This window comes from [Rhizobium] kunmingense (assembly GCF_977018605.1).
The window spans coordinates 1-22,682 of sequence record NZ_CDRNXG010000004.1; the positions used below are offsets into that span (position 1 = coordinate 1).

Genomic DNA, 22,682 nt, shown 5'->3' on the forward strand with positions numbered 1-22,682 from the left:
ATCGTCACCGTGATCCCGTATTTTCGGCCAGCGTCCCGTGCGGTCTCCAGAATACGCATGTAGCCAAGACGGGCGACTTCATCGAGCAGGAAGAGCGCTCGCCCCTCCATAGCGCCATCTCGATTGTAGATCGCGTTCAGGAACGAGCCGATCACGACGCGCGCCAATCCGCTGTGGGTTTCCAACGTCTTGAGGTCGATGTTGATAAACACGTCCGTCTTGCCCGACGCAATGTCCTCTGTCCGGAATGTCGAACCAGAGACCAGCGCCGCATAGTTCTGGTAGGAAAGCCAGTGTGTTTCCTTGATCGCGTTGGCGTAGACGCCGGAGAATGTTTCCGGCGTCATGTTGACGAAGGCGGCGACGTTCTCCTTCACGAAATCCGATTCCGAATTGTCGTAGATATCCTGCAGGCGCTGTCGCAGTTTCGGCTCGGGCTCGGACAGGTTGCAGCGCACCTGGCGGAGCGTCTGCTGCTCATTCGGCGTATGCCCGGACAGGCAGACATCCGCGATGATCGCCGTCAGGAGCTGCAAGCCTGAGGCACGGAAGAAGTCGTCGCGGACACCGCTGGCGCGACCGCTATCGCTCATGATCCATGATGCGACCGAGGCGATATCTTCCTCTTTCGTGCCGCCATATTGGCCGACCCAGTCAAGGGCGTTGAAGCCTATTGCGGGCTTGCGCGGATCGAGAATTCTGACGCGCCGTCCCGCTTCCTCGCGATGTTTCGACACCATGGGCGCGACCTCGTTTGAGGGATCGAGCACAATGAGCGAACCACCCCATTTCAGAGCAGTCGGGATCGTGACCGAGGTCGTTTTGAACCCCCCCGATCCAGCGAAGACGATACCGTGCGAGGAGCCGAACGATCCGTCGAAACAAAGCAGGGGAGACTTGCCACCTGCACCCCAGGTCTCGGTGGTATCGGCACGGAAAGAGATGCCGGCAACACTGTCACGGTCGACGCGATACCGCTCACCGACGACAATGCCTCCGGTCGACGAGAATAGTCTGCCGGCTTCGGGAAGCGCCATCCAGTCGGCCTCGCCGTGCAGGGCACGCTTGCCGATGATCCGTTTTGGCGCTGCCCGGGCAAAGGCGGCGTTGCCGAGCGTCGCCACGCGCAATGCGAAGCAGCCGGACATCAGCGCAGCGGCCGCGCCGATCATGGTCGATGGATCCAGATAGGACAGCGCGGATTTGTCCGCCGGGACCTGCGAAGAAAGTGTGCTAAGCCGCACGCCCTCCCGCACGCAAGCTGTCAGGATAACTGCGGCGTTTCCAATTGTGGCACCGAGGCCCGCAGCACGAATGCTGGCTGACCCGGCCGTTGCGAACAGGAAAATCAAGCCGAGGGCGGCAGTCGCCACGTATGGCGCCGCGACCCCTGCCCGTCCCAGGGCAAGCCTTGCCGCCTCGGTCTTGCCGAACCCGGCAAGCCATGTCTCTATCCCGGTGAGCGCGAACACTGCCGCACCCATCATGGCCGCAGGAAGAATGACGAGAGCGATCCTATTCGCCTTCATTGCCGAAGGCCTCCGCCCCGATCGCTGTCAATCGTGTTCGCTCATGGTCGTCTGACTTCAGCCGACGCTGCAGATCCATCAGTGCGCCGAGCAGAAGCGTCCGTTTCTCGAAGCGGAGACCGGCTTTGACGATGAGGCCGCCGAGTTCGATCTTGTCGCGCGTGTCCTTCTTCCGGGCGTCGGATGTCGCGTTCCTGCTCATCCGCTCAAGCCTCAACAGTGCCGCCCGAAGTCGCGCCAGACGCGATCGCTTCGGACTGCCCGCTGCCCGTGCTGCTGTCGCCCGCCCCTTTCCTTCCGACTGAACCGGGTTTGCCTCCGCGAAAGCGTTTCGCCAATTCCTCGAGCGCTGCCTGAAGCTCCGTCTCCTCGATTTCGATCTCGCCAAGGCCTGCCCGAAGCGCGATGCGACCGATGCGCTCGGCCTCTCTCGTTTCCGCGTGCTTGAGCTGTTCCTGGAGCTTGGCAATTTCTTCGCGGATCTTGGAGGATGGCTTCTTCATCTCTGGATTGTCCTCTGTTGCTGCATGACGTGGTTCACGCAGCCAGAGTCGTTCAGATCGGCGTGCCGATCTACTAACAGAAATGCGAGTAGGCGTAGCCTACGCTTTTGAGCATCATCCCGTCCGTTCGCAAGGACGGATCCGAAGGGCGCAATTATACGTCGCTGATGCGACGCTCTGCTTTTGAACCCTGGCGGGGCCCACCGCTCCTCACGAACACGTTGAATTTGTTCGATTGAAGGAGCTTTCCTGGTAGTGGCCGTCCCGCATTTCTCTGTCAGCATAGTTGCACGCGGCTCCGGCCGCAGCGCCGTGCTGTCGGCGGCCTACCGGCATTGCGCCAAAATGGACTATGAGCGTGAAGCCCGTACGATCGATTACACCCGCAAGCAGGGTCTGCTTCACGAAGAGTTTGTCATACCGGCCGATGCGCCAGATTGGCTACAATCTTTGATTGCCGATCGGTCCGTCTCTGGTGCGTCGGAAGCATTCTGGAACAAGGTCGAGGAATTCGAGAAGCGATCGGATGCGCAGCTTGCCAAAGATGTCACCATCGCCCTGCCAATAGAGCTTTCAGCCGAGCAGAACATCGAGCTCGTCAGGGATTTTGTGGCGCTGCACATCACGACCGAAGGCATGGTTGCCGACTGGGTCTATCACGATGCCCCGGGCAATCCGCATATCCACCTGATGACGACGTTGCGGCCGCTGACCGAGGACGGGTTCGGTTCGAAGAAGGTGGCGGTCACCGGACCAGATGGCCAACCGCTGCGCAACGACAGCGGCAAGATCGTCTACGAACTCTGGGCAGGTGGCCTCGAAAGCTTCAATGCTTTTCGCGACGGATGGTTCGCCTGCCAGAACCGGCATCTGGCGTTGGCCGGCCTCGACCTCCGGGTCGATGGTCGCTCCTTCGAGAAACAGGGCATCGAGCTTACGCCGACCATCCATCTCGGCGTCGGTACGAAGGCGATCGAGAGGAAGGCGGAGAGTGCCGAGGAGAGGGCAGCGCTTGAGCGGCTGGAACGGCAGGAGGGGCGGCGTGCTGAAAATGCCCGCCGGATCCAGCGCAATCCGGAGATCGTGCTTGATCTGATCACGCGGGAGAAGAGTGTTTTCGATGAGCGCGACGTCGCGAAGATCCTCCATCGCTATATTGACGATGCGGGCCTTTTCCAAAGCTTGATGGCGCGCATCCTGCAGAGCCCGGAGACCCTTCGTCTGGATCGCGAGCGGGTGGATTTTGCGACAGGGACCCGGTCATCGGCAAAGTACACGACGCGCGAGCTGATCAGGCTCGAAGCCGAGATGGCCAATCGCGCGATCTGGCTTTCGCACCGGGCCGCGCACGGAGCTCGCAAGGCGGTGCTCGAGGCGACGTTTGCCCGGCACGATCGTCTGTCCGACGAGCAGAAGTCGGCGATCGAACATGTCGCTGGCGACGCCGGGATCGCCGCTGTCATCGGCCGCGCCGGCGCCGGGAAAACCACGATGATGAAGGCTGCTCGTGAGGTATGGGAGGCCGCTGGCTATCGGGTCGTCGGTGGGGCGCTGGCGGGCAAGGCGGCGGAAGGTCTGGAGAAGGAAGCCGGCATCGTCTCGCGAACGCTTTCGTCCTGGGAGCTGCGTTGGGAGAAGGAGCGGGATCAACTTGATGACAAGACGATCTTCGTCATCGACGAAGCCGGCATGGTGTCGTCTCGCCAGCTTGCCTTGTTCTTCGAAGCGGTGACGAAGGCCGGCGCCAAGCTCGTCCTGATCGGTGATCCCGATCAGCTGCAGCCAATCGAGGCAGGTGCAGCTTTCCGGGCCATCACGGATCGGGTCGGCTATGCGGAGCTTGAGACCATCTACCGCCAGAAAGATCAGTGGATGCGGGATGCTTCACTCGATCTGGCGCGTGGAAACGTCGCGGGCGCGCTGAACGCTTATGAGCAGGCCGGGTTGGTACAAACCAGCTGGACGAGGCAGGACGCAATAGAAGGGCTGATCGAGAGCTGGAACCGGGATTTTGATCCCGACAAGACCACGCTCATCCTCGCACACCGTCGACGTGACGTGCGCGAACTGAATGAGCTGGCGCGTGGCAGGCTCGTCGAGCGCGGCATTGTCGGCGAAGGTTCTGCGTTCAACACCGAGGACGGGCCACGTCGGTTTGCCGCGGGCGACCAGATCGTCTTCCTGGAGAACGAAGGTAGTCTCGGCGTCAAGAATGGCATGCTGGCCAAAGTCGTGGATGCAGCACCCGGTCGCATCGTCGCCGAGATCGGCGTTGGGGAGAGCCGCACGCAGGTCATCATCGAACAGCGGTTCTACGCCAATGTTGATCATGGCTATGCGACGACGATCCACAAATCCCAGGGCGCAACCGTCGACCGTGTCAAAGTCCTAGCCTCCAGCACGCTCGACCGTCACCTGACTTATGTTGCGATGACGCGCCATCGAGAGGCAGCCGAGCTCCACGTCAGCATGGAAGAGTTCACTAACCACCGCGGCGGAATACTCATCGAGCATGGTGTCGCGCCCTACGAACACAAGCCCGGAAACCGTGACAGCTATTTCGTGACGCTCGAAGATAGTGACGGACAGCAACGCACGATCTGGGGTGTCGATCTCAAGCGGGCCATCGAGGTGGCCCGGCCTGAGATCGGCGATCGCATCGGTCTGAAGCACGATGGATCGGAGACAGTCACATTGCCAGATGGCACGATGGCCGAGCGCAACGCCTGGAAAGTCGTTCGCGTCGCGGACCTGGCGATCGAGCGGCTTAAGGAGCGGCTGGCCCGCGATGGATCGAAGGAAACGACCCTCGATTATGAAGGCGCATCGTCCTATCGCGCGGCGCTGCGATTTGCGGAGGCGCGTGGTCTTCATCTGATGAATGTCGCCCGCACGATCTCGAGGGATCGGCTCGCCTGGACCGTACGCCAGAAGCAGCGGCTTATCGATCTTGCGGCAAAGCTCTCAGCCCTCGGCGCAAGGCTCGGCCTGGCCCGTGGCAGCAGCAGTATCTCGATCGCGAACACAGCCAAGGAGGAAAAGCCGATGGTATCAGGCATCACGACCTTCCCCAAAACGATCGACCAGGCGGTCGAAGACAGGATCGCCGCCGACCCTGCCTTGAAGAAGCATTGGGAGGAAGTGTCCATGCGCTTCCACCACGTTTTCGCCAACCCGGAAGCGGCGTTCAAGGCGGTGAATGTCGACGCGATGTTGCACGATCAGGCGGCTGCGGCGAAGACAATTTCCAGGATCACCGCAGAGCCTGAAACCTTCGGCGCTCTCAAGGGCAAAACCGGTCTTCTCGCCAACCGTGCCGACAAACTGGACAGAGATCGAGCGCTGAAGAATGCCCCGCCGCTGGCCGACAGCATCGGCGATTATCTGCGCCAGCGTGGCGAGGCCGAACGCCGTACCCATGCACAGGAACTCGCTGTGCGTAGACAGGTCGCTCTGGAGATTCCTGCCCTTTCTGCCGATGCGAAGGGTGTACTCGAACGGGTACGTGATGCCATCGACAGGAATGATCTGCCAGCAGGTCTGGAATATGCCCTCGCCGACAAAATGGTGAAGGCTGAACTCGAGGGCTTTGCCAAAGCAGTGACGGAACGTTTCGGGGAAAGGTCCCTGCTTCCGCTTGCAGCGAAGGACAACGATGGCGAGGCATTCCAACGCGTTACGGCAGGCATGAATACTGCCCAGAAGAGCGAGGTGCAGCAGGCCTGGAATATGATGCGGACGGTGCAGCAACTGTCGGCCCACGAGCGCAGCGTCACGGCGCTCAAGCAGGCCGAAGCACTGCGTCAGACGAAGTCTCACGGGCTGACCCTCAAATGAAAATGCGCCATCGACATAGAGTGCTACGGCGCATGAAACGCCTCGTCTGGTTCTATCGGATCTCCAGCGTCAGTCTGTTCGCACTTGGCTTCATCGTGCTGCTTGGAGGACAGGGCTTCAGGGTCAATCTCACACCGAGCGAACCGCTGGGTCTCTGGCGGATCGTCAAGCCCGATCGCCCAATTCTGGCCGGCGATCTCGTCTTCATCTGCCCGCCTGACGCCGACGTGATGCGTGAGGCGCGGGCGCGTGGATATCTACGCTTCGGCCTGTGCGCCGGTTGGGTCGCTCCACTGATCAAAGCGGTGGTGGCGACATCCGGACGGGCGATCGAGATAGCTGAAGACGTGCGTGTCGATGGTCGTCCGCTTCCTCACTCCCGTGTTGCGAGGGTGGACGGCGAGGGGCGTGAGATGGTGCGCTATGGCGGGGGCGTCGTTCCGCCCGGCGCGGTTTTCCTTCATTCCGAGTTTCCGGGGTCGTTCGATAGCCGGTACTTCGGCCCTCTGCCAGTGGAGGGAATTCTCGGACTTGCGCGGGAGGTCTGGACCTATGCGCCATGACCGCGTTCGGACGCCTGTCCTCGTCGCACTATCCACGATTGCCGGATGGATAGCTTGGAGCGGTGATGTGCTTCTTTTGCCCGTCGCGGCGGCCTTCCCCATGCTCTGGTCGCTCGCGCGCACGCGACAGCAGGCAACGACCACATCTGCTGTCTATTTCCTCGCCGCATCGCGGGGACTGCCGCAGGGCGTAGCGAACTTCTATTCATCGGATATCTGGCCCGGTCTTCTGCTGTGGTTGGTCGCCTCCTCCGCGTTCGTCACAGTTCATTCCGTATTGTGGACCGACCGCAAGGGATGGCAAAAGCCACTCCGCTATCTGGCTGCTTGCGTCGCAATGGCGATCCCACCCTTCGGCATTCTTGGATGGGCGCATCCGATCACCGCCGCAGGCATTCTGTTTTCGGGCTGGGGATGGTTGGGTCTGGGTGCGATGGCAGCCGGCCTGATCGTCATGACGACGCGATATCGGCCGGCTGCAGCCTTGGCCATGACAGGCCTCTGGCTCTGGTCCGCCGCTGAGTGGACACCGCCGATTCTACCTGCGTCGTGGATAGGTGTCGACCTCGAAATGGGCGCGTCTCTCGGACGCGAAGCCGGCCTCAAGCGGCAACAAGAGCTGATCGACATCGTGCGCCTCCAGTCGCCAGGTACTACGGTCGTGCTGCCGGAAAGCGCGCTCGGTTTCTGGACGCCGATGGTTGGCCACGTCTGGCAGCGATCTCTCACCGGAACGGGCATCACTGTCATCTCGGGTGCGGCCGTTATCGACAGCCAAGGCTACGACAATGTGCTCGTGAGGATATCGGCTGGAGGAAGCGACGTTATCTATCGGGAGCGGATGCCGGTCCCCGGATCGATGTGGCAGCCATGGCGAGCCTGGATCGGTGATCAAGGCGGCGCCCGGGCACATTTCTTTGCCAATCCCGTTGTCGATGTTGGCGACCAGACCGCGGCGCCGCTGATCTGCTACGAGCAGCTCCTCGTCTGGCCGGTCCTGCAATCAGCCTACCACCGACCTGACGTCATCGTCGCAGTCGGAAACGGCTGGTGGACCGCAGGGACATCGATCATCGACATTCAACGGGCAAGCAGTGAGGCCTGGGCCCGCCTGTTCGACCTGCCTCTCGTCATTTCGTTCAACAGTTAAGGATTGAAGCTCGCATGCTGGATGCTGCCTTGATCAGGGAATGTGCCGACCCATCGCTGAAGCCGGCAATCGTCGAACAGTTCGTGCAGGCCGTCGGCTCGGAAGACCCGCTGGCCATAACGGTGAGGTCCGGCGGCCGCCTGATCCTCGTCCCGAAGCCGAAAACACCTGAGGAGGCTGTCGAGATCATTCGCGAGAACATCGGTGGTTCCATCGTGCGGGTGGGCTTGACCCAGATTCCTGCGGGTATCGGTCTGAAGGACGCGTCGGAACTGAAGGTTGATATGGTCGACCCTTGCGCAAATCTGCGGATGGGCACGGCGATGTTTGCGAAGATCCTGCGAATTGTCGCCAAATGGTATGGAAACCCGACAAGCGAAGAGGTCTTTCCGCAACTCTTCGACGATGCCGTCCACGCCTGGCAGACCGGAAAGTTCGAGGGCGAGAGTGTGTTCCAGGCGAAAGATCCCGGTGGCGCGGTCGTGCAACGATCGACGTTGACGGTCGATGATGCTGCCCACGCTGAGGAAGATGAAACCGCTGAGACGCCGGATGAATCTCGGGTCAAGCCCGACAACGCCGGTATCAGGATCGACCTGACAAGGATCGGGGGCCAGAAATAGCGGTCGGCACAATGCGTCCCCGCGGAGTGAGCGTATTTGCGCCGCTCTCAGTTTGCCGGGAGAGAGTAGCGAGTGAGAACCGCCTCATCGCCCTCGATGCTGACCTCGATCACCTCGTTCAGGAGTTCCTCGCCGCCGGCAACCTCCTCGAGGATGAGTGTGAACAGGTCTCGCTGCAGTGCCGGAACGACTTGAGGCACGATGATGATCAAGCCGGCGTGGATTTCCTCGCTACTATAGAGCTTCCTGAAATCACGCGCGTTGTTGGTTACGAAGGTGTAATCCTCTGCCACGATGCGTGGCATCAGGTCCCAGTCTTTCTCTCCACTCAAGCCGAGCCAATTTATGTGAAAGCCATCGTGGCCGTTTTCCTGTGCAACGGCCACGAGTGATGTGTGCAGGCATTCATCGATCAGAAATTTCACGATATCAGCTGCCGGACGATGTGTTGGCGGTCTTCCGCAGCGATAGCCGCTTTGACGATTTCACGGTCGCGCCAAGGTCGGAAAGCTTGCGAGGCCGACCTCGTGCCGGGTGAGCGGCCGTCCAGATCTCCGCGAGTTCGACCATACGTATGGTGAGCGAAGGATATCCCTCGACAATCTCCTCGGTGGTCGCGCCCTGCGCCTTCATGGCGGCAATCGCTCTGACTGGAACGCGCGTTTTGCTGAAGACCGGCTCGCCGCCGATGACACCCTTCACGGATTCGATAACCCGCTCCGCTTCCCGAAGCGCCTCCGCACGCGCAGCAAGCTGCTCGCGCGCACGAGCAACATCGACAATCAGATAATCGTCCGCTCGTATGGTATCGGCATCAGGATTCTGGTCGATCGTGTCGAAGAGCCGCTGACGGCGTTCGGCCGACAAGATCGAGCCGACCCCATACCAGAGTTTGAGGCGCAGCAGGTCATCGTCGGAAAGCGCTCGTCCCTCGTCTTCCGAAAGACGACGTGCGATGATCCGTTTGTCGATAGCATTATGCACCGACTTCACAGCGATTTCGCTGACGGCGGCTGCCTCCGCAGGCGTATAGGCACGCGACATCTGAACCATAATCGTTCTCCTTGTGGAGAATATATAGCGATTTCGATGCGCGTTGTGAAGTGGGACCTCGGTTCTCGGTAGGATCGGAGAGAATTCCAGTCATACTGACCGGTGGAGAGTCTCGCCTACTTAGTCTGACTGGTCTGGCGTGACCAGCTCTAGATGACTGACGCCGAGGGCTTGGGCGATCTCATAGAGTGTGACGATGGAGGGGTTTCGCTTCCCTCTTTCGAGTCCGCTTAGATACTGTTGGCTGAAGCCGGAGCGCGCTTCCACATCCTCCTGTGTCAGGCCTTTTTCCCGACGGAGGCGGGCAAAATTTCGGCCGACCAGCTTGCGCATATCCATGCGCGGAAGATCAACGTTTACATACTTTAAGTTTATCAACTATAGTATGTAATTGAGATTTAAACCGATTTGCCTCAGCGGACACCTCGGTTCGAAGAAGGTTTACATCAGTGGTATATGGACGGTAATTGGACCGATAATGTTAAAAGCAAGTGCAGACGGGCCTGTGTCTGATACCAAACTCATATTGCGCCCACTTATCGGATTGATGAGTGACCAGCCGCCTGAAGAAATAGAACGCCACGTCGTGCGCGAGATCGAGAAACATCGTCGTTTGCGCGATAACGCCGTGATGCTCGAAGCGAAGGTCGATGCCGCAGCTGACCCGGAGACGGCTCGCGAGGCAAGTCAGGCCTATATCACGGCGATGATCGCCGTCCACGCACAGCAGACGGTCGTATCGACGCTTCTTGATATCTTGGGCTACATACCGGACATGCCGAAATCAAAGGGCCACTGACCTAGATCAGACCAAACTCCTTGGCCATAGCTGTTGCCTGCGGTAAGCTCGTCGCTCCCAGCGCCGACTTCGCGTTACGCAGGAAGAACGCGACATTGGCGTATGTGGTGTTCTCGATGATAGCAATGGCCTTCATCGATTTGCCCTCTGCAGACCAGCGTAAGCAGGTCAGTTCGTCGGACTTCATTCGAATGGGAGTGTGATGGGTCGGCTTCGCTCCCAGGCCTTCAAGCCTCGAGTGCAGTTGCGCGACCGCAGAAGCGGCAAGAACCGGGTTCAGCGATTGCCCCAGGGCAAAATCAGCTTCTTCAGAAGCCAGAGTGAGCATTGCCATCCGACCAAAGCCGGTCTTGATCGGAATTGTAACCCCGGAGCGGATCCCGAACTCCCCGGCTTCTCCGTAGAAGTTCCTGCGCTCCTTGCTCATCCTGAGCGATGCTTCATTGGACCAGGCGAATGCCTCAAGCTGATCTCGTGCGCTCCGCACGACGGGATCGATCAGAGCGTAGGATTTCTCGAAGTATCGCTGCTGCCACTCGACGTCATAGTTTGAGATCGCCGTTTGCGTCTCCGCCTGAAGATTGAGATAGGCATAGGCGCCAAATCCCGCTTCACGGCTTAACTTCTCCAGGGTCGCTTTCACCGTGGCTTCGTCATGCGCCAGGGCGACCTGTTCGGTCAAACGCTCAAACCATTGGTTCAATTCATGGCCTCCTTTGAGTGAGGGTATGAACGCAACAAGGTTGCAGTCATAAGTGGCAGTACCCTTTGTCGAGGGCCCGGTCGCTCCGAAACGAAGGCGAAGCACACCCATTGCGCCTGCCTAAAGTTGAGTATTATGGGAAACAATTTACCCACGCAAGATTGTAGTATGTCATCGCTATTCAATTACATAGGGGATGACCGGTTTGCGCCGAACTCTGTTCTATTGCCGATACGAACTGGGGAAAATTATATCCTGATCGACCAGCACGTTGAATTTGTAACCGGGGCGAATCCTGATCGTAGGCTGCACATTCAGGTTCTTCGAGATCGTCTGTTCCGCCACTCTGCCGAACGATTCGGCAAAATTCCGCCGCGCTGCATCTGAAGCCGTATCCTGCGTCGCCAACGTCGAACTCTGCGGCATCGACATATCGATCCCTGTGCCGATAATGGCAACAAGCGCGGCAGAGCCGAAGGTGCGCCAGAGATGGCGATCAACCTTATCCTTGAAGCCGCCATACCCTTCGGAATCCGTGCCGGACATGCCGCCGATCTGAAGTGTCGACCCGTTGGGAAATATTATGTCGGTCCAGACGACCAGCACGCGCTCCTGCCCGAACGACACCTTGGAATCGTAGCGGCCAAACAGCTTCGCTCCTTGCGGGACTAGCAGCCGGTAGCCGGTGGCGCTGTCATAGACATTCTGGCTGACCTGCGCTGAGATCCGCCCTGGAAGGTCTGAGTTCAGGCCGGTGATCATCGTGGCAGGAATCACCGATCCACGCTTCAACTCGTAGGGCGAAAGCTGCGGGACTACCTGTTTCGGCAAATAGCCAAGATCCTTGATGTCCTGGTTGAAAAAATCCTCCTTCGACGTCTGCCCATTTTGATCGACGTTCTGTCCGAGTAAACCGGACTTCATAGCAGCGCTGTAGAGGTCGGATGCACTGGTCGTCGTGGCGTTGAGAGGTTGGCGAGCGTCGGCCCTGCTTTCGGAAGCGCTTTTCTGGACCTCGGAAACGTCTACCTTGAGCGGTGAATCGAGCGCTGTTGCCCGTGCCTGGAGGCTCGCCATTCTCTGACGCTGGGCTTCGCGGAGAATCTGCTCGTCCTGTTCCCGCTTCAGCCGGGCCTTCCACTCGGCTTCCGGCTCGAGTTGCGATCGCCTTTCCGCCCTGGCCTCGTTCTGCCGCTCTACGACGGCCTCTCTTACCGGTTCGCGCTCGACAACCACGGGCGTCGGCTGAAACAGTTCGCGTTGCTCCGGTTCGCCTATGATCCCGTCCGACACCCCTCGCTTCAGCTGATCGCCAAATGTTGTTGCCGGAGACGCGGAGGTGCTGTCGAGCTCATTGCCACGGTTGAATGAGAGACCGCGCCACGACAGGCCGACGATCACGACGCCGAAGAACAAAACGATGATGACGATCGCGACGATGATCGGCAGGCGATTGAGGCGTCGCATACTCTGTTGATCGTCAGCATCACCCGCCGTGCCGAGCTGGAGCGATTGAACCATGGTTTCCCCTCCCCTCAGTTTCGCTGCATGATCGAAAGCGGACTGGTTGGTGTCGCGCCCACTGACGTCGCCGTGTAGGCACGCCCGAGCGCAACGGCCGGCGTGCTGATCCGTGCAAGGACTTGCCCGTCAAAGCTGTCAATCGACCACGCAAGCTCAACCGGCTTCTGATCCTTGCCGACTTTGCCATCGACGATGACCGTGTATCCCCATCCTTTCAGCGCTGCCTCAAAAGCAGCGGCGTATTCCGAAGTGTCCTTGTCTATTTTGAGGATCGTGGTGCCGGCCGGCCCGACCTGTTCCGCAAGGCGGCTTGCCATGTCGCCGGCGATGGCGCTTGCGGTGGCGCCCGTGACGGCTATCGGGGTGGAATTTGTGGTCAGCGTCTCATCTGCTGTCTGGCAGCCGGAAAGGATCGCAGTGATGATGACGGCGGCGATTGTCTTCTTCATTGATCAGCCTCCCCGCCGGATCGTGATTTTCTGTTGGCGCCAGCCGACCCCGGAGACGAGCACGGCTTTGTCGACCGCATAATCGACGATCATCATGTCGTTCTTCATGCGGTAGTTGACGATGCGGTTCTGCCCGCCGCTGACGACGAACAGGACAGGCGCGTCCTGCCCGGAGATTGACCGGGGAAACTGGATGTAGGTTTTGGAGCCGTCGGAGTAGACGCGCTTCGGCCGCCATGAGGCGCTACCGCTGACCGAGTACGAGAAGTTCAGCTTGTCCGGAGCGGTTCCCGGAATGCCTCCGGTCTCAAGCCGGGCATTGATATCGGCCAGTTTGGTCGACACGTCCTCCGGGTATTCGAAGCCGATCCGGGCCATGTACTGACTGGGATGGGATTTGAGCTGGATATGGTAGGTCCGCCGCGAGGTCGTTACGACCATGGACGTAACGAGGCCAGCCTCCGACGGCTTCACGATCAGGTGGATCGCCTGTCCTCCGGTTGCTCCAGACGTCGCCGGCTCTACCTTCCAGCGGACCGTATCACCGACAAGCACATCGCGGACGATTTCGCCGCCCTGCAATTCGATATCGCAAACCTGAAGCGGCGAGCAAATCACCGAAGGCTGGGTCTCGCCGAACAGAAAGTTGACTTTCCCGTCTGGACCGGTCGTGACAAGACCAGGCGTCCCCCGCCACTTGCGCGAGATGTTGGTCCCCTTCACCTCGTTCGACGTCATGCTCTGCGCCATCGCGCTTTCCCCGAGGACAAGCCCGGCCATGCAGCCGACGGCCGCGATCAATCCTGTTTTGTGCATGTGAATACCCCTGCCCTTAAAGCTGTGCGGTCCAGTCGAAGTCCTGGACATAAAGACCGATCGGGTTGAGGCGGATGATCGCCTCATCTTGTGGCGCCGTCAGCGCGACCGTCGCGATGCCGCGGAACCGGCGCGTGCCGGTCTCCTTGCCCTTGCGGTCACGTTCGTATTCGGTCCAGTCGATCTGGTAGGTCTGGTTTGAAAGCGCCACGATGTTGTTGACCTCGATGGCGACGGTCGATGTCTTCGCCTTTTCGAACGGTGAATTCCCGCGAAACCAGGCATTGATTTTCTGGGTCGAAGGATCGGACGTCCTGAGCAGCGCATAGGTCCGGTCGATATATTGCTTCTGTACCACCGCGTCGGGGGTGATCGACTTCAAGCTGGTGATGAAGTTGCCGAGTGTCGCGCGGACGACGCGGGCATCAGCGTACTCGATCTGCTGGGGGAAGCCTGCCGTCACCGAAGTGCCGAGCTTGTCGACCTCGACAATGTACGGCACGAGTTTGACCTGCGTGCTGAGATACATGGCATAGGTAAATCCGATGAGGGCCATTGATAGTCCAAGAATGCCGACGATGCGCCACGCGCGCGCCGCCTGGACATAGGATCCATATCGTTCGGTCCATTCCTGCCGCGCGGCAAGGTAAGGGCTGTCGGGTGGCCGGTTTGCTGCCATCGCTTGTCGCCTTTCTGGTGCTTACTTGTCGTTTCGTTCCGGCGGCGTTTTGGGGACGCCTTGACCCGTGCGGCTCTGGTCGAGCTTGGCGTTGGCAAGCCCCATGATCGATCCGGCATAGGCTCCGGGCGAACCGATCGCCTTTTCCTTGGCTGCCGACCCGGCTGCTTTACCGGCGGACCCGATTCCGGCTCCCATCCCGCGAAGTGCTGCGCCGGCAAATGAAGAGCCTGCTGCGCGTGCTGCCTGAGCCGCTGCGGCGCCGGCTCCGACCGCGCCCGCCGCGAGCGACGCTGCTCCAAGTGTAAATGATGCGGTCTGCCCCCCATGGCGGATGGCTTCCATGCCGCCAGAGACAGACGCTCCTTGAACGACGCCCTGGATAATCGTTGGCACATACATGGAGATGATAAACACGACGACCGATATGCCGGCGATCGCCAAAGTGGTGATGAACTGATCAGACTCAGCTGTCGGTGCCTGCGCCAGGCCGAGAAGGACTTCCGAGCCGATTTTCGCGATCATGACCAGTGCCATGAGCTTCATGCCGACCCCGAAGGCATAGACCAGATAGCGGACGGCAAAATCCTTCGTAAAGGACGAGCCACCCAAGCCGAGCATGATCATGCCCGCGAGCAGCCCCACATACATCTCCACCATGACCGCAACGAAGATCGCGGCAACGAGCGAGAAGCAAATCACGACGACCCCCATCGCCAGAACGGCGGCGATCGCAAGCGCGTTGTCCTCGAACACCCCGAACTTGGCCTGTTCGGACATCTGTGAAGCGACCCGTATACCGGCATCGAACACCTCGGCCGGAGAGGCGGATCCGCCGCCCGCGCCGATCTGATAGAGACTGTTGACGACATCCCTCGCAAGCGTTGGCCCCTGGGTGAGAACGAACGCGAAGAAGCCGATGAACATGATTCGTCGGACGAGTTCGGCGAACCAGCTTTCAAGGGATGCGGCCTGGATGGCAAGCCAGACTGCGGCGATGCCGACCTCGATCCCGGCGAGGATCCAGAACAGCGACCGTGCCGCGTCCATGATGGTGGTCTCCCATCCCTTCGCGGCAGCAGAGACTTGGTTCTCGAGTTCCGTCAGGACCTGTCCTTGCTGTGCGAACGCGGGAGTGGCCAGGACTAGGCAGGCTATGCCTCCGAGTAAGAGAGCCCGCTCAACGTTTTGCTTCACCATCGCGGCCGCATCTCCTGGCCTTTTTCGATCGGGGGAAGCTCCTTGGCTGTGCCGAAGAACTTCTCGCGGATGGCGCGTTGCTCGTCGCTCATCCCTGTTGTTGGGGCATCGGCCCGGACGAAATAGAAAGTGGCACCGGAGGTCGCCGCAGCGACCATGACCAGCACCATGACGATCAGGATCGGCCGGCTCACCAGCGCGGCTCCATCTTCTGGCCGCTCGGAATCGTGGAAACGTCGGCATTGAAGAATTTCTCACGCCGGGCCTGCGCGAGATCCTTGTCCGTCTGCTCGGTCTGGAGCCACGTGCCCATCATCGTCATCTGCTGCGAGACAAGACCACGCAGCTTCTGCATCTGGGAAACCTGCTGGGCGGCGATCTGGTGGCCGACCTGGAGGGCCTTCATCTGCCCGTCGGCCGACTCCGACATGGATCGCAGCGAACTCATCGTGCCCTCCTCCGTGTCAAACTGGTCTGCCGTGAGGCTCGCGGCCTTCAGCGTGCTGCCGATCGTGTCCCTGTTCGTGTCAGACCAGGATTGATAGGTGCTCGAGAACGATTCAGCATTGGGCAGATTGGTCCTCAGATCCGCATAGCTCTTGAACCGCTGCTGAAGGACATCGTCGGCATTGCCCATCGAAAACGAGATGCTCTGCCCTTGCTCAACAATGCTTCGCAGACGGTTGAGATCGCTTTCGACCTGGCCCCAGATATGATCAGGGAGCTGCGCCGTGTTCTGCAGCATGTTCTCGTAGATCTTCAGCTGGTTTTGAACCTGTTCCGCGAGCTGGGTGATCTGCGTCAGCTGGTTATCGACCTGCAGACCTGAGCTTTTGAGGAGGTCGATGAGCTGGGCATTGTTGGCAAGCTGCGTCCATTCGGTGGCAGCGCCCGTTGCAGATCCGGCATGGGCGGAAGAAATCGGCGACAGTGCGATTGCTGCGGCTATCGTTGCGACCAACCAGTTACTGGACATTGAGGTGCGACGTGGCATCGTGAACTCCTCTCGATTGAAGCCAATGGGTAGGCCAATCCTGGCCATGTTCCGCCTTCAGCGCGCGGATCCGCTTCAGGTCTTCTTTTCCGGATGCGCCGACGAAGCTCAGCGCCACCGGCCCGAGTGACATATCGAAGAGCCGCCGTCCGTCTGGCGTGGCGACGTAATATTCGCGCTTGGGGATGGCGCCCGAGACGATCTCGATCTGGCGCTCGTTAAACCCGATCCGCTCGTAGAATTCCCGCGTCCCTGGCTCGCGTGCGGCGCCGTTCGGGAGGCAGATCTTCGTCGGGCAGGATTCTTTCAGCACGTCGATGATGCCAGAGCGCTCGGCGTCTGAGATCGATTGGGTCGCGAGTACCACAGCGCAATTTGCTTTGCGGAGCACCTTCAGCCACTCCCGGATCTTGTCGCGGAACACGGGATGCCCGAGCATCAGCCAGGCTTCGTCGAGGAGGATGAGGCTCGGAGAGCCATCGAGCCGCTTCTCGATCCGGTGAAAGAGGTAGGTGAGAACGGGCACCAGATTGCGCTCGCCCATGTTCATAAGCTGCTCGATCTCGAAGCACTGAAACGCTCGAAGCGTCAGGCCGTCCTCTTCCGCGTCGAGAAGCTGACCCATTGGGCCGTCGACTGTATAGTGATGGAGCGCATCCTTGATTTCGCGCATCTGCACACCGCTGACAAAGTCCGAGAGCGACTTTCCGGGCGCTGTCGCCATCAGCCCGATCTGGCGCGAGATCGCATTACGATGGTCAGGCGTGATTGTGACGCCCTGCAGGGCGACAAGCATTTCGATCCACTCAGTCGCCCAGGCCCGATCGCCATCTGTCGAAAGATCGAATAGCGGGCAGAATGCGAGCGCTCTACCCTCCCCGTTCTGGCCATTGCCGATCTCGTAATGATCGCCGGCGGCGGCAAGCGTCAGCGGGAGGAGTGAGTTGCCTTTGTCGAAGGCGAAGATCTGCGCAAACTCGTACCGACGGAATTGCGCAGCGATCAGCGCGATCAGCGTCGACTTGCCCGAACCGGTCGGTCCGAAAATTAGGGTGTGGCCGACATCATCGACATGCAGGTTCAAGCGAAACGGCGTCGATCCCGACGCAACCTGCATCAACGGCGGCGAGTTCCGGGGATAGAATGGGCACGGCGCCACCGGATTGCCCGACCATACCGAGTTCAGCGGAACGAGGTCCGCCAGATTGCTCGTATTGATCAGTGGCTCACGGATATTGGCGTACCAGTTTCCCGGCAGGCTGCCGAGAAACGCATCCGTCGCGTTCAGGGTCTCGACGCGTGCTCCAAACCCCTCTGCTTGGACCAGCCGACGGATGGCCTCCGCCTTCTCCTGCAGGGCGTCGCGGTCCTCATCGAATAGGACGACGACCGGGGTGTAATAGCCGTAGGCAACAAGTTGGGAGGAGGCCTGGGCGATTGCGTCCTCGGTCTCGGCGACCATCGTCATGGCATCCTGATCGACCGATCGGCTTTGCGTCTGGAAGAGCTGATCGAAAAAGGGGCGGACCTTCTGCTGCCATTTCTTTCGTGTGCGCTCGAGCTTCTGGCGCGCCTCTTCCGCATCGAGGAAAATGAAGCGTGACGACCAGCGATAAGTCAGTGGCATCAGGTCGAGATTGTTGAGGATGCCGGGCCAGCTCTCTGCCGGCAGCCCGTCGATAGCGACGACAGCGAGAAAGCGGTTCTCGACCTTTGGCGTCAGGCCATGCTCCAGCTCCGCCGTCGCCAGCCAGTCGAGATACATGGGGACTTCCGGTAGCCGGACCGGATGGCTTTCACCGGTGATGCAAAACCGAACGAACTGCAGGAGGTCGTCATAGCGCGCAATCCGCTCCCCTCCCCTTTCGCGGACCTCGCGGGTCTGCATGCGGGCGATCGACAGGGTATTGGCCAGGTACTGTTCGATTTCTCGGATCGCGTTGCGGAACACGAACAGGACCGTGTCCGCATAGGATTTCTTACGGCTCTCCTCGTCCGAATAGATGTACTTGCTGAGCGCCGTCTTCTTCGACTCGAGTGGCCGGTGGGTCAGAATGATCGCGTGCTTGCTCTCGAAATGCCCCTGCTCGCGCCCGAAATGGGCCCGGCGCTCCGCATCGATCGCACGGGTGACAGGGTCCGGAAAATAGCACTGGCCCGGCGTGGGATACTCGACCGTCGGCACCCGGATCGCCTCGACCTGAATCATCCAGCCCGTCCCCAGACGCGATAGGATCGCATTGATCTGCCGGGAGAGCTCGTTGCGTTCAAGGTCGGTGGCGCTTTCGGAGTCCGGACCCGCGAAGTACCAGCCGGCCATCAGGCTGCCGTCCTTCAGGAGCAGGACCCCGTTGTCGACCAAGCCGGCATAGGGAACGAGATCAGCGAACGAGGGACCTGTCGCGCGGAAACGTTTGAGGGCAGCCATCATCACACCTCTAGTATCTTCGCCACGGCGCGGCCGTCGGCCGGTAGTGGGGCTTGTATGAAATGTGGCGGGCATAGACCTGCCGCATCAGCGGGTCGGATTTGGCCATCATGCGAAGCAGACCGACGATGACGATCCAGACGGCCACACCGAATAGCGCCGAGTAGACCGTCAGGACGACGAAGATCAGGATCACGGCCGCAAGCCCGGTGATCAGCACAAGCTCGCGGTCGGCGCCCATCAGGAGGTTTGGACGCGACAGCGCGCGATGAATGCGATTGCGGTGGAGGCTCACGATGCCCCCTCCCCCGCTTCATCATCTGAAACAACTTGCGTGACTTGATCCGTTGGCAGGCCGATCGATGCACCGGTGGCGCCAAAGAGGCCGACGATCGTCGTCGCACCCAGCAGAATGCCGGCGACCAGGACGACATACATCAGCCTGCGAGCGAAATCGTTCAGCTCGCCGCCGAAGATCAGCATCCCGCCGGCAATGGCGACGGCCGCGAGGGCGATGTAGCCGGCGACAGGTCCGGTGATGGATTCCTGGATCTGCTCGAGCGGCCCTTCCCATGGAAGACTGCCGCCGGAGCTGGCGAAAGCAGGCGACGCAGCGGCGATAATAGAGAAAGCCATCACAGCAAAGGCCAGGAGTGATCTCTTATGCTGCATCTCGGCTCTCCTCTGCATAGGGTTCCGTCTGGTATTGGCCGCCTGCAAAGCGGGTGACGTGAAGAATTTCGCTGATGCGCCGGCCCTTGGCTGTTCGTTCGATCGAGATGATCAGGTCGACCGCATCTCCGATCACCGCCTGCATCGGCTGGTGACTGGCCTCGGCGGTCAGCTGCTCAAGGCGTTGAAGTGCGGAGCGAGCGCTGTTTGAGTGGATCGTTGCGACGCCTCCGGGGTGTCCGGTGTTCCAGGCCTTGAGCATGGTGAGCGCTGCACCATCGCGGACCTCGCCGACGATGATACGATCAGGACGAAGGCGCATCGTGCTCTTCAGGAGACGCGACATGTCGACGGCATCGCTTGTGTGCAGGCTGACTGCATTGTCCGCGGCGCATTGGATTTCGGCTGTGTCTTCCAGAATGACGAGGCGATCGTCGGGAGAGCTCGATACGATTTCCGCAAGGATTGCGTTTGTGAGGGTCGTCTTACCCGAGCCCGTGCCACCAGCAACGAGGATGTTGAGCTTCGAACCAATTGCGCTTCGAATGATCTCGGCATGCTTTGCGGTCATCACCTTGCTTGACACGTAGTCATCCAGAGGGATGAGGCGCGATGCGCGACGACGGATAGTGAAGGATGGTCCGGAAACTACCGGTGGCAGCAATCCCTCAAAACGGTGGCCGCCGATCGGCAGTTCTCCTGAAACGATCGGCCGATCGTCATCGACTTCCGAGTTCAGAACATGGGCGACGCTTCCAATCACAGTTTCAGCCGCGGAGCGGGTCATCTCTCCAGCTGCGGCCATGCCGTGACCGAGCCGCTCGATGAACAGACGGCCATCCGGATTGAGCATGATCTCGACGACGCTCGGGTCTTCGAGGGCGACGCACAAATGATCTCCTAATGCGTTTTGCAGCTTGCTGACGAGACGTGGGAGTGAGCGGTTTTGGTTGCTGAGCATGATCAGGCCGCTTCCTTGTGATGGAGTGAGAAGCTTGACGAATAGGTGCTGGGGCGAAGGCGATCGAAGCTCACCCAGTCTGCGGGGAGCAGGCCGGCAACGCTCTTCGTTTCACTGATCTGGGCAGGTGAGCCGAGCCGGCTTAGAGGCCAACCGGCCCGACGGAGGATGCGCTCGAGCCTGACATCCGTGGCGGTTACGATTTCCCGATAGCCATTCAGGATGCTCCACTCGATGATGCCGGCGAACATGGCGAGTGTCGCTGAGTGGAGGCCCGCTTGCTCCCGTTCGGCAGCCGCGTTCGTATCTACACAAAATCGGGAGCTCTCGATCATCCGATGGTGACTCGCCAGATGGTCCATCTCCAGGAGTTGAGGAAATACCTTCTCCAGCATCGTGCCGCCGGTTGCCGGCAGGAGCCGCGCGCATCCGATCACAGCATCGGCACGGTCAATGCAAAGGACGTATGTCGGGCTTAGCTTGTCGAAACCGTCGATCTCGAGACCGGAGGTGCAACGGACTGTCCATGCCAGGCGACCGCGGAAAATGCGGGCGCGGAGCCGGTGCATCTCGTTTATGAGGCGGCGCTCAACTTCGCTTTTTGGGTTCTGGATAGCGACGACGCGCATCGAGCAAATCTCCCTTGCGTTGGTGACGCAAGGAGGTTTGCCGGGGCTGAGGAGTTCGATCCACTGCCAAAAGTGTTAGCGAGTGATTCTGCGTACCAGCTCCTTCGACCGCCTTTTTGCAAATGGAACAGTCATGGAAGCACTAACAAAAGTGTTAGTGGCGGCGTGTTCCCAACTCAGCATTGTTCAGCACTAACCTGCCGATTCATAAACAGAATCGGTCGATTTTCTCGCTTCGGACTGCGGCAGGAGAAAGCCGCGTTAACTATTGATTAACTTTAAATATCTTGCAAAACCGAATGGAATCGGTTGACCTATCCACGGCAAATCGCTGTGTTTACGAAAATTACCGTGTGTACGAGAGGACGTCGTGGAGAATCCCGCTCAGCTTCAGAAGGCTATCCATAAACTGATAGCCGCCCATGCGCGAGATCTGTCGGGCGCGCTTCACGAACATCGCGTGAAGTTGTACCCACCTGAGGCTCGAAAGACGCTTCGTTCGTTTTCGTCGACCGAGGCCGCAAAGCTGATTGGCATCAACGACGGCTATCTCCGCCATTTGTCGCTTGAAGGAAAAGGTCCACAGCCTGAAATCGGCAACAACAATCGCCGATCCTATTCAGTCGAGACGATCCAAGCTCTCCGCGAGTACCTCGATGAGAACGGAAAGGGCGATCGCCGGTATTCCCCTCGCCGTAGCGGACGCGAACATCTCCAGGTCATAACTGCCGTTAATTTCAAGGGTGGCTCCGGCAAGACGACGACCGCAGCACATCTCGCTCAATTTCTGGCGCTGAACGGATATCGCGTACTCGCGATTGATCTTGACCCGCAGGCCAGTATGTCCGCGCTCCACGGTTTCCAACCTGAGTTCGACGTCAAGGACAACGAGACACTCTATGGCGCGGTTCGCTACGACAGTGAACGGCGCCCATTGAAGGAGGTCATCAAGAAGACCTACTTCACCAATCTCGATCTTGTCCCGGGAAATCTCGAGCTGATGGAGTTTGAGCACGATACCGCCAAGGTTCTAAGCTCCAACGATCGGAAGAATATTTTCTTCACTCGCATGGACGACGCAATCTCTTCAGTGGCCGATGACTACGACGTCGTTGTCGTGGATTGCCCGCCACAACTGGGCTTTCTGACAATATCGGCTCTTTGTGCCGCGACGGCTGTTCTCGTGACCGTGCACCCGCAGATGTTGGACGTCATGTCGATGTGTCAATTCCTGTTGATGACCTCGGAGCTCCTTAGCGTCGTCGCGGATGCAGGTGGCAGCATGAACTACGACTGGATGCGCTATCTTGTGACCCGCTACGAGCCTGGCGATGGCCCCCAAAACCAGATGGTCTCGTTCATGCGAACGATGTTCGGCGATCACGTTCTCAATCACCCGATGCTCAAGAGCACCGCGATTTCCGACGCTGGTATCACCAAACAGACCCTGTACGAGGTTAGTCGCGATCAGTTTACGAGGGCGACATATGACCGAGCGATGGAATCGCTCGACAACGTGAACAATGAAATCGAGCAGTTGATTCAGACGTCGTGGGGGCGAAAATAATGC

At 59.6% G+C, this 22,682-nt stretch carries 25 protein-coding genes; 6 read left to right on the forward strand and 19 right to left on the reverse strand.

All coding sequences use genetic code 11. From position 1 onward, the window contains the following. The 3 genes from traG to traC all read right to left on the reverse strand — a co-directional run. A partial coding sequence (gene traG, locus AC0JZ4_RS26050) for a Ti-type conjugative transfer system protein TraG (protein ID WP_471889427.1) occupies window positions 1–1,529 on the reverse strand: 1,529 nt, incomplete at its 3' end. Beyond that, a complete protein-coding gene (gene traD / locus AC0JZ4_RS26055; protein WP_471889428.1) occupies window positions 1,516–1,731 on the reverse strand; it encodes a type IV conjugative transfer system coupling protein TraD in 216 nt (71 codons plus the stop codon). The genes traD and traG, both read right to left, overlap by 14 nt. 4 nt (window positions 1,732–1,735) lie before the next feature. After that, on the reverse strand, window positions 1,736–2,032 hold the full coding sequence (gene traC / locus AC0JZ4_RS26060) for a conjugal transfer protein TraC (protein WP_037094161.1): 297 nt from the start codon (window positions 2,030–2,032) through the stop codon (window positions 1,736–1,738). A 255-nt stretch (window positions 2,033–2,287) separates the two neighbouring features. On the opposite strand from traC, the gene traA reads away from it, so the two are divergent. The 4 genes from traA to AC0JZ4_RS26080 are packed head-to-tail and all read left to right on the forward strand — an operon-like array spanning window position 2,288 to window position 8,205. Further along, window positions 2,288–5,869 (forward strand): Ti-type conjugative transfer relaxase TraA, encoded by a 3,582-nt coding sequence (traA, locus tag AC0JZ4_RS26065; protein WP_471889429.1) that lies wholly within the window; start codon window positions 2,288–2,290, stop codon window positions 5,867–5,869. Window positions 5,870–5,901: 32 nt separating this feature from the next. Further along, window positions 5,902–6,432 (forward strand): conjugative transfer signal peptidase TraF, encoded by a 531-nt coding sequence (gene traF / locus AC0JZ4_RS26070; RefSeq protein ID WP_471889430.1) that lies wholly within the window; start codon window positions 5,902–5,904, stop codon window positions 6,430–6,432. Next, window positions 6,422–7,582, forward strand: coding sequence for a conjugal transfer protein TraB (locus AC0JZ4_RS26075; protein WP_471889431.1), 1,161 nt, complete (start codon window positions 6,422–6,424; stop codon window positions 7,580–7,582). The genes traF and AC0JZ4_RS26075 overlap by 11 nt, the downstream gene beginning before the upstream one ends. Before the next feature lie 14 nt (window positions 7,583–7,596). Continuing rightward, window positions 7,597–8,205, forward strand: a complete 609-nt coding sequence (locus AC0JZ4_RS26080) for a TraH family protein (RefSeq protein WP_471889432.1) — start codon at window positions 7,597–7,599, stop codon at window positions 8,203–8,205. A gap of 47 nt (window positions 8,206–8,252) precedes the next feature. On the opposite strand, the gene AC0JZ4_RS26085 is transcribed toward AC0JZ4_RS26080, so the two are convergent. From AC0JZ4_RS26085 to AC0JZ4_RS26095, 3 genes are all read right to left on the reverse strand, one after another. Further along, the gene (locus AC0JZ4_RS26085; RefSeq protein WP_471889433.1) at window positions 8,253–8,630 is read right to left on the reverse strand and encodes a DUF5615 family PIN-like protein; all 378 of its coding nucleotides are present in this window, start codon (window positions 8,628–8,630) and stop codon (window positions 8,253–8,255) included. A gap of 4 nt (window positions 8,631–8,634) precedes the next feature. After that, window positions 8,635–9,258 (reverse strand): DUF433 domain-containing protein, encoded by a 624-nt coding sequence (locus AC0JZ4_RS26090; protein WP_471889434.1) that lies wholly within the window; start codon window positions 9,256–9,258, stop codon window positions 8,635–8,637. A 120-nt stretch (window positions 9,259–9,378) separates the two neighbouring features. Next, window positions 9,379–9,597, reverse strand: coding sequence for a helix-turn-helix domain-containing protein (locus AC0JZ4_RS26095; RefSeq protein ID WP_471889435.1), 219 nt, complete (start codon window positions 9,595–9,597; stop codon window positions 9,379–9,381). Between the two features lie 139 nt (window positions 9,598–9,736). Here AC0JZ4_RS26095 and AC0JZ4_RS26100 point away from each other — a divergent pair, with 139 nt between their 5' ends. Then, a complete protein-coding gene (locus AC0JZ4_RS26100; RefSeq protein ID WP_471889436.1) occupies window positions 9,737–10,057 on the forward strand; it encodes a transcriptional repressor TraM in 321 nt (106 codons plus the stop codon). Between the two features lies 1 nt (window position 10,058). On the opposite strand, the gene AC0JZ4_RS26105 is transcribed toward AC0JZ4_RS26100, so the two are convergent. The 13 genes from AC0JZ4_RS26105 to traI form a co-directional block, all read right to left on the reverse strand. Next, complete coding sequence (locus tag AC0JZ4_RS26105) at window positions 10,059–10,760, reverse strand: autoinducer binding domain-containing protein (protein ID WP_234797289.1); 702 nt, start codon at window positions 10,758–10,760, stop codon at window positions 10,059–10,061. A gap of 222 nt (window positions 10,761–10,982) precedes the next feature. Continuing rightward, entirely contained in the window at window positions 10,983–12,281 is a 1,299-nt protein-coding gene (trbI, locus tag AC0JZ4_RS26110; RefSeq protein ID WP_471889437.1) for an IncP-type conjugal transfer protein TrbI, read from the reverse strand. Between the two features lie 14 nt (window positions 12,282–12,295). Beyond that, the gene (trbH, locus tag AC0JZ4_RS26115) at window positions 12,296–12,733 is read right to left on the reverse strand and encodes a conjugal transfer protein TrbH (RefSeq protein WP_471889438.1); all 438 of its coding nucleotides are present in this window, start codon (window positions 12,731–12,733) and stop codon (window positions 12,296–12,298) included. Window positions 12,734–12,736: 3 nt separating this feature from the next. Further along, window positions 12,737–13,549 carry a P-type conjugative transfer protein TrbG gene (gene trbG, locus AC0JZ4_RS26120; protein ID WP_471889439.1) on the reverse strand — a complete coding sequence of 271 codons (813 nt, stop codon included), beginning with the start codon at window positions 13,547–13,549 and terminating at the stop codon, window positions 12,737–12,739. 16 nt (window positions 13,550–13,565) lie between these two features. Further along, the gene (locus tag AC0JZ4_RS26125; protein WP_471889440.1) at window positions 13,566–14,228 is read right to left on the reverse strand and encodes a conjugal transfer protein TrbF; all 663 of its coding nucleotides are present in this window, start codon (window positions 14,226–14,228) and stop codon (window positions 13,566–13,568) included. Window positions 14,229–14,249: 21 nt separating this feature from the next. After that, window positions 14,250–15,428, reverse strand: a complete 1,179-nt coding sequence (trbL, locus tag AC0JZ4_RS26130; protein ID WP_471889441.1) for a P-type conjugative transfer protein TrbL — start codon at window positions 15,426–15,428, stop codon at window positions 14,250–14,252. Then, window positions 15,422–15,622 carry an entry exclusion protein TrbK gene (trbK, locus tag AC0JZ4_RS26135; RefSeq protein WP_471889442.1) on the reverse strand — a complete coding sequence of 67 codons (201 nt, stop codon included), beginning with the start codon at window positions 15,620–15,622 and terminating at the stop codon, window positions 15,422–15,424. The genes trbL and trbK overlap by 7 nt, the downstream gene beginning before the upstream one ends. After that, entirely contained in the window at window positions 15,619–16,422 is an 804-nt protein-coding gene (gene trbJ / locus AC0JZ4_RS26140) for a P-type conjugative transfer protein TrbJ (protein WP_471889504.1), read from the reverse strand. The genes trbK and trbJ overlap by 4 nt, the downstream gene beginning before the upstream one ends. After that, entirely contained in the window at window positions 16,394–18,850 is a 2,457-nt protein-coding gene (locus AC0JZ4_RS26145) for a conjugal transfer protein TrbE (protein ID WP_471889443.1), read from the reverse strand. The genes trbJ and AC0JZ4_RS26145 overlap by 29 nt, the downstream gene beginning before the upstream one ends. A gap of 10 nt (window positions 18,851–18,860) precedes the next feature. Further along, entirely contained in the window at window positions 18,861–19,148 is a 288-nt protein-coding gene (locus AC0JZ4_RS26150) for a conjugal transfer protein TrbD (RefSeq protein ID WP_471889505.1), read from the reverse strand. Beyond that, window positions 19,142–19,522 carry a TrbC/VirB2 family protein gene (locus AC0JZ4_RS26155; RefSeq protein WP_312223658.1) on the reverse strand — a complete coding sequence of 127 codons (381 nt, stop codon included), beginning with the start codon at window positions 19,520–19,522 and terminating at the stop codon, window positions 19,142–19,144. The genes AC0JZ4_RS26150 and AC0JZ4_RS26155 overlap by 7 nt, the downstream gene beginning before the upstream one ends. Further along, window positions 19,512–20,483, reverse strand: a complete 972-nt coding sequence (gene trbB / locus AC0JZ4_RS26160; RefSeq protein WP_471889444.1) for a P-type conjugative transfer ATPase TrbB — start codon at window positions 20,481–20,483, stop codon at window positions 19,512–19,514. Before trbB ends, AC0JZ4_RS26155 begins: the two co-directional genes overlap by 11 nt. Window positions 20,484–20,485: 2 nt before the next feature. After that, window positions 20,486–21,112: an acyl-homoserine-lactone synthase gene (traI, locus tag AC0JZ4_RS26165; protein WP_471889445.1), complete on the reverse strand. Its 627-nt coding sequence runs from the start codon at window positions 21,110–21,112 to the stop codon at window positions 20,486–20,488. A 370-nt stretch (window positions 21,113–21,482) separates the two neighbouring features. On the opposite strand from traI, the gene repA reads away from it, so the two are divergent. Next, entirely contained in the window at window positions 21,483–22,679 is a 1,197-nt protein-coding gene (gene repA, locus AC0JZ4_RS26170) for a plasmid partitioning protein RepA (RefSeq protein ID WP_471889446.1), read from the forward strand. The last annotated feature ends 3 nt before the right edge of the window (window positions 22,680–22,682 follow it).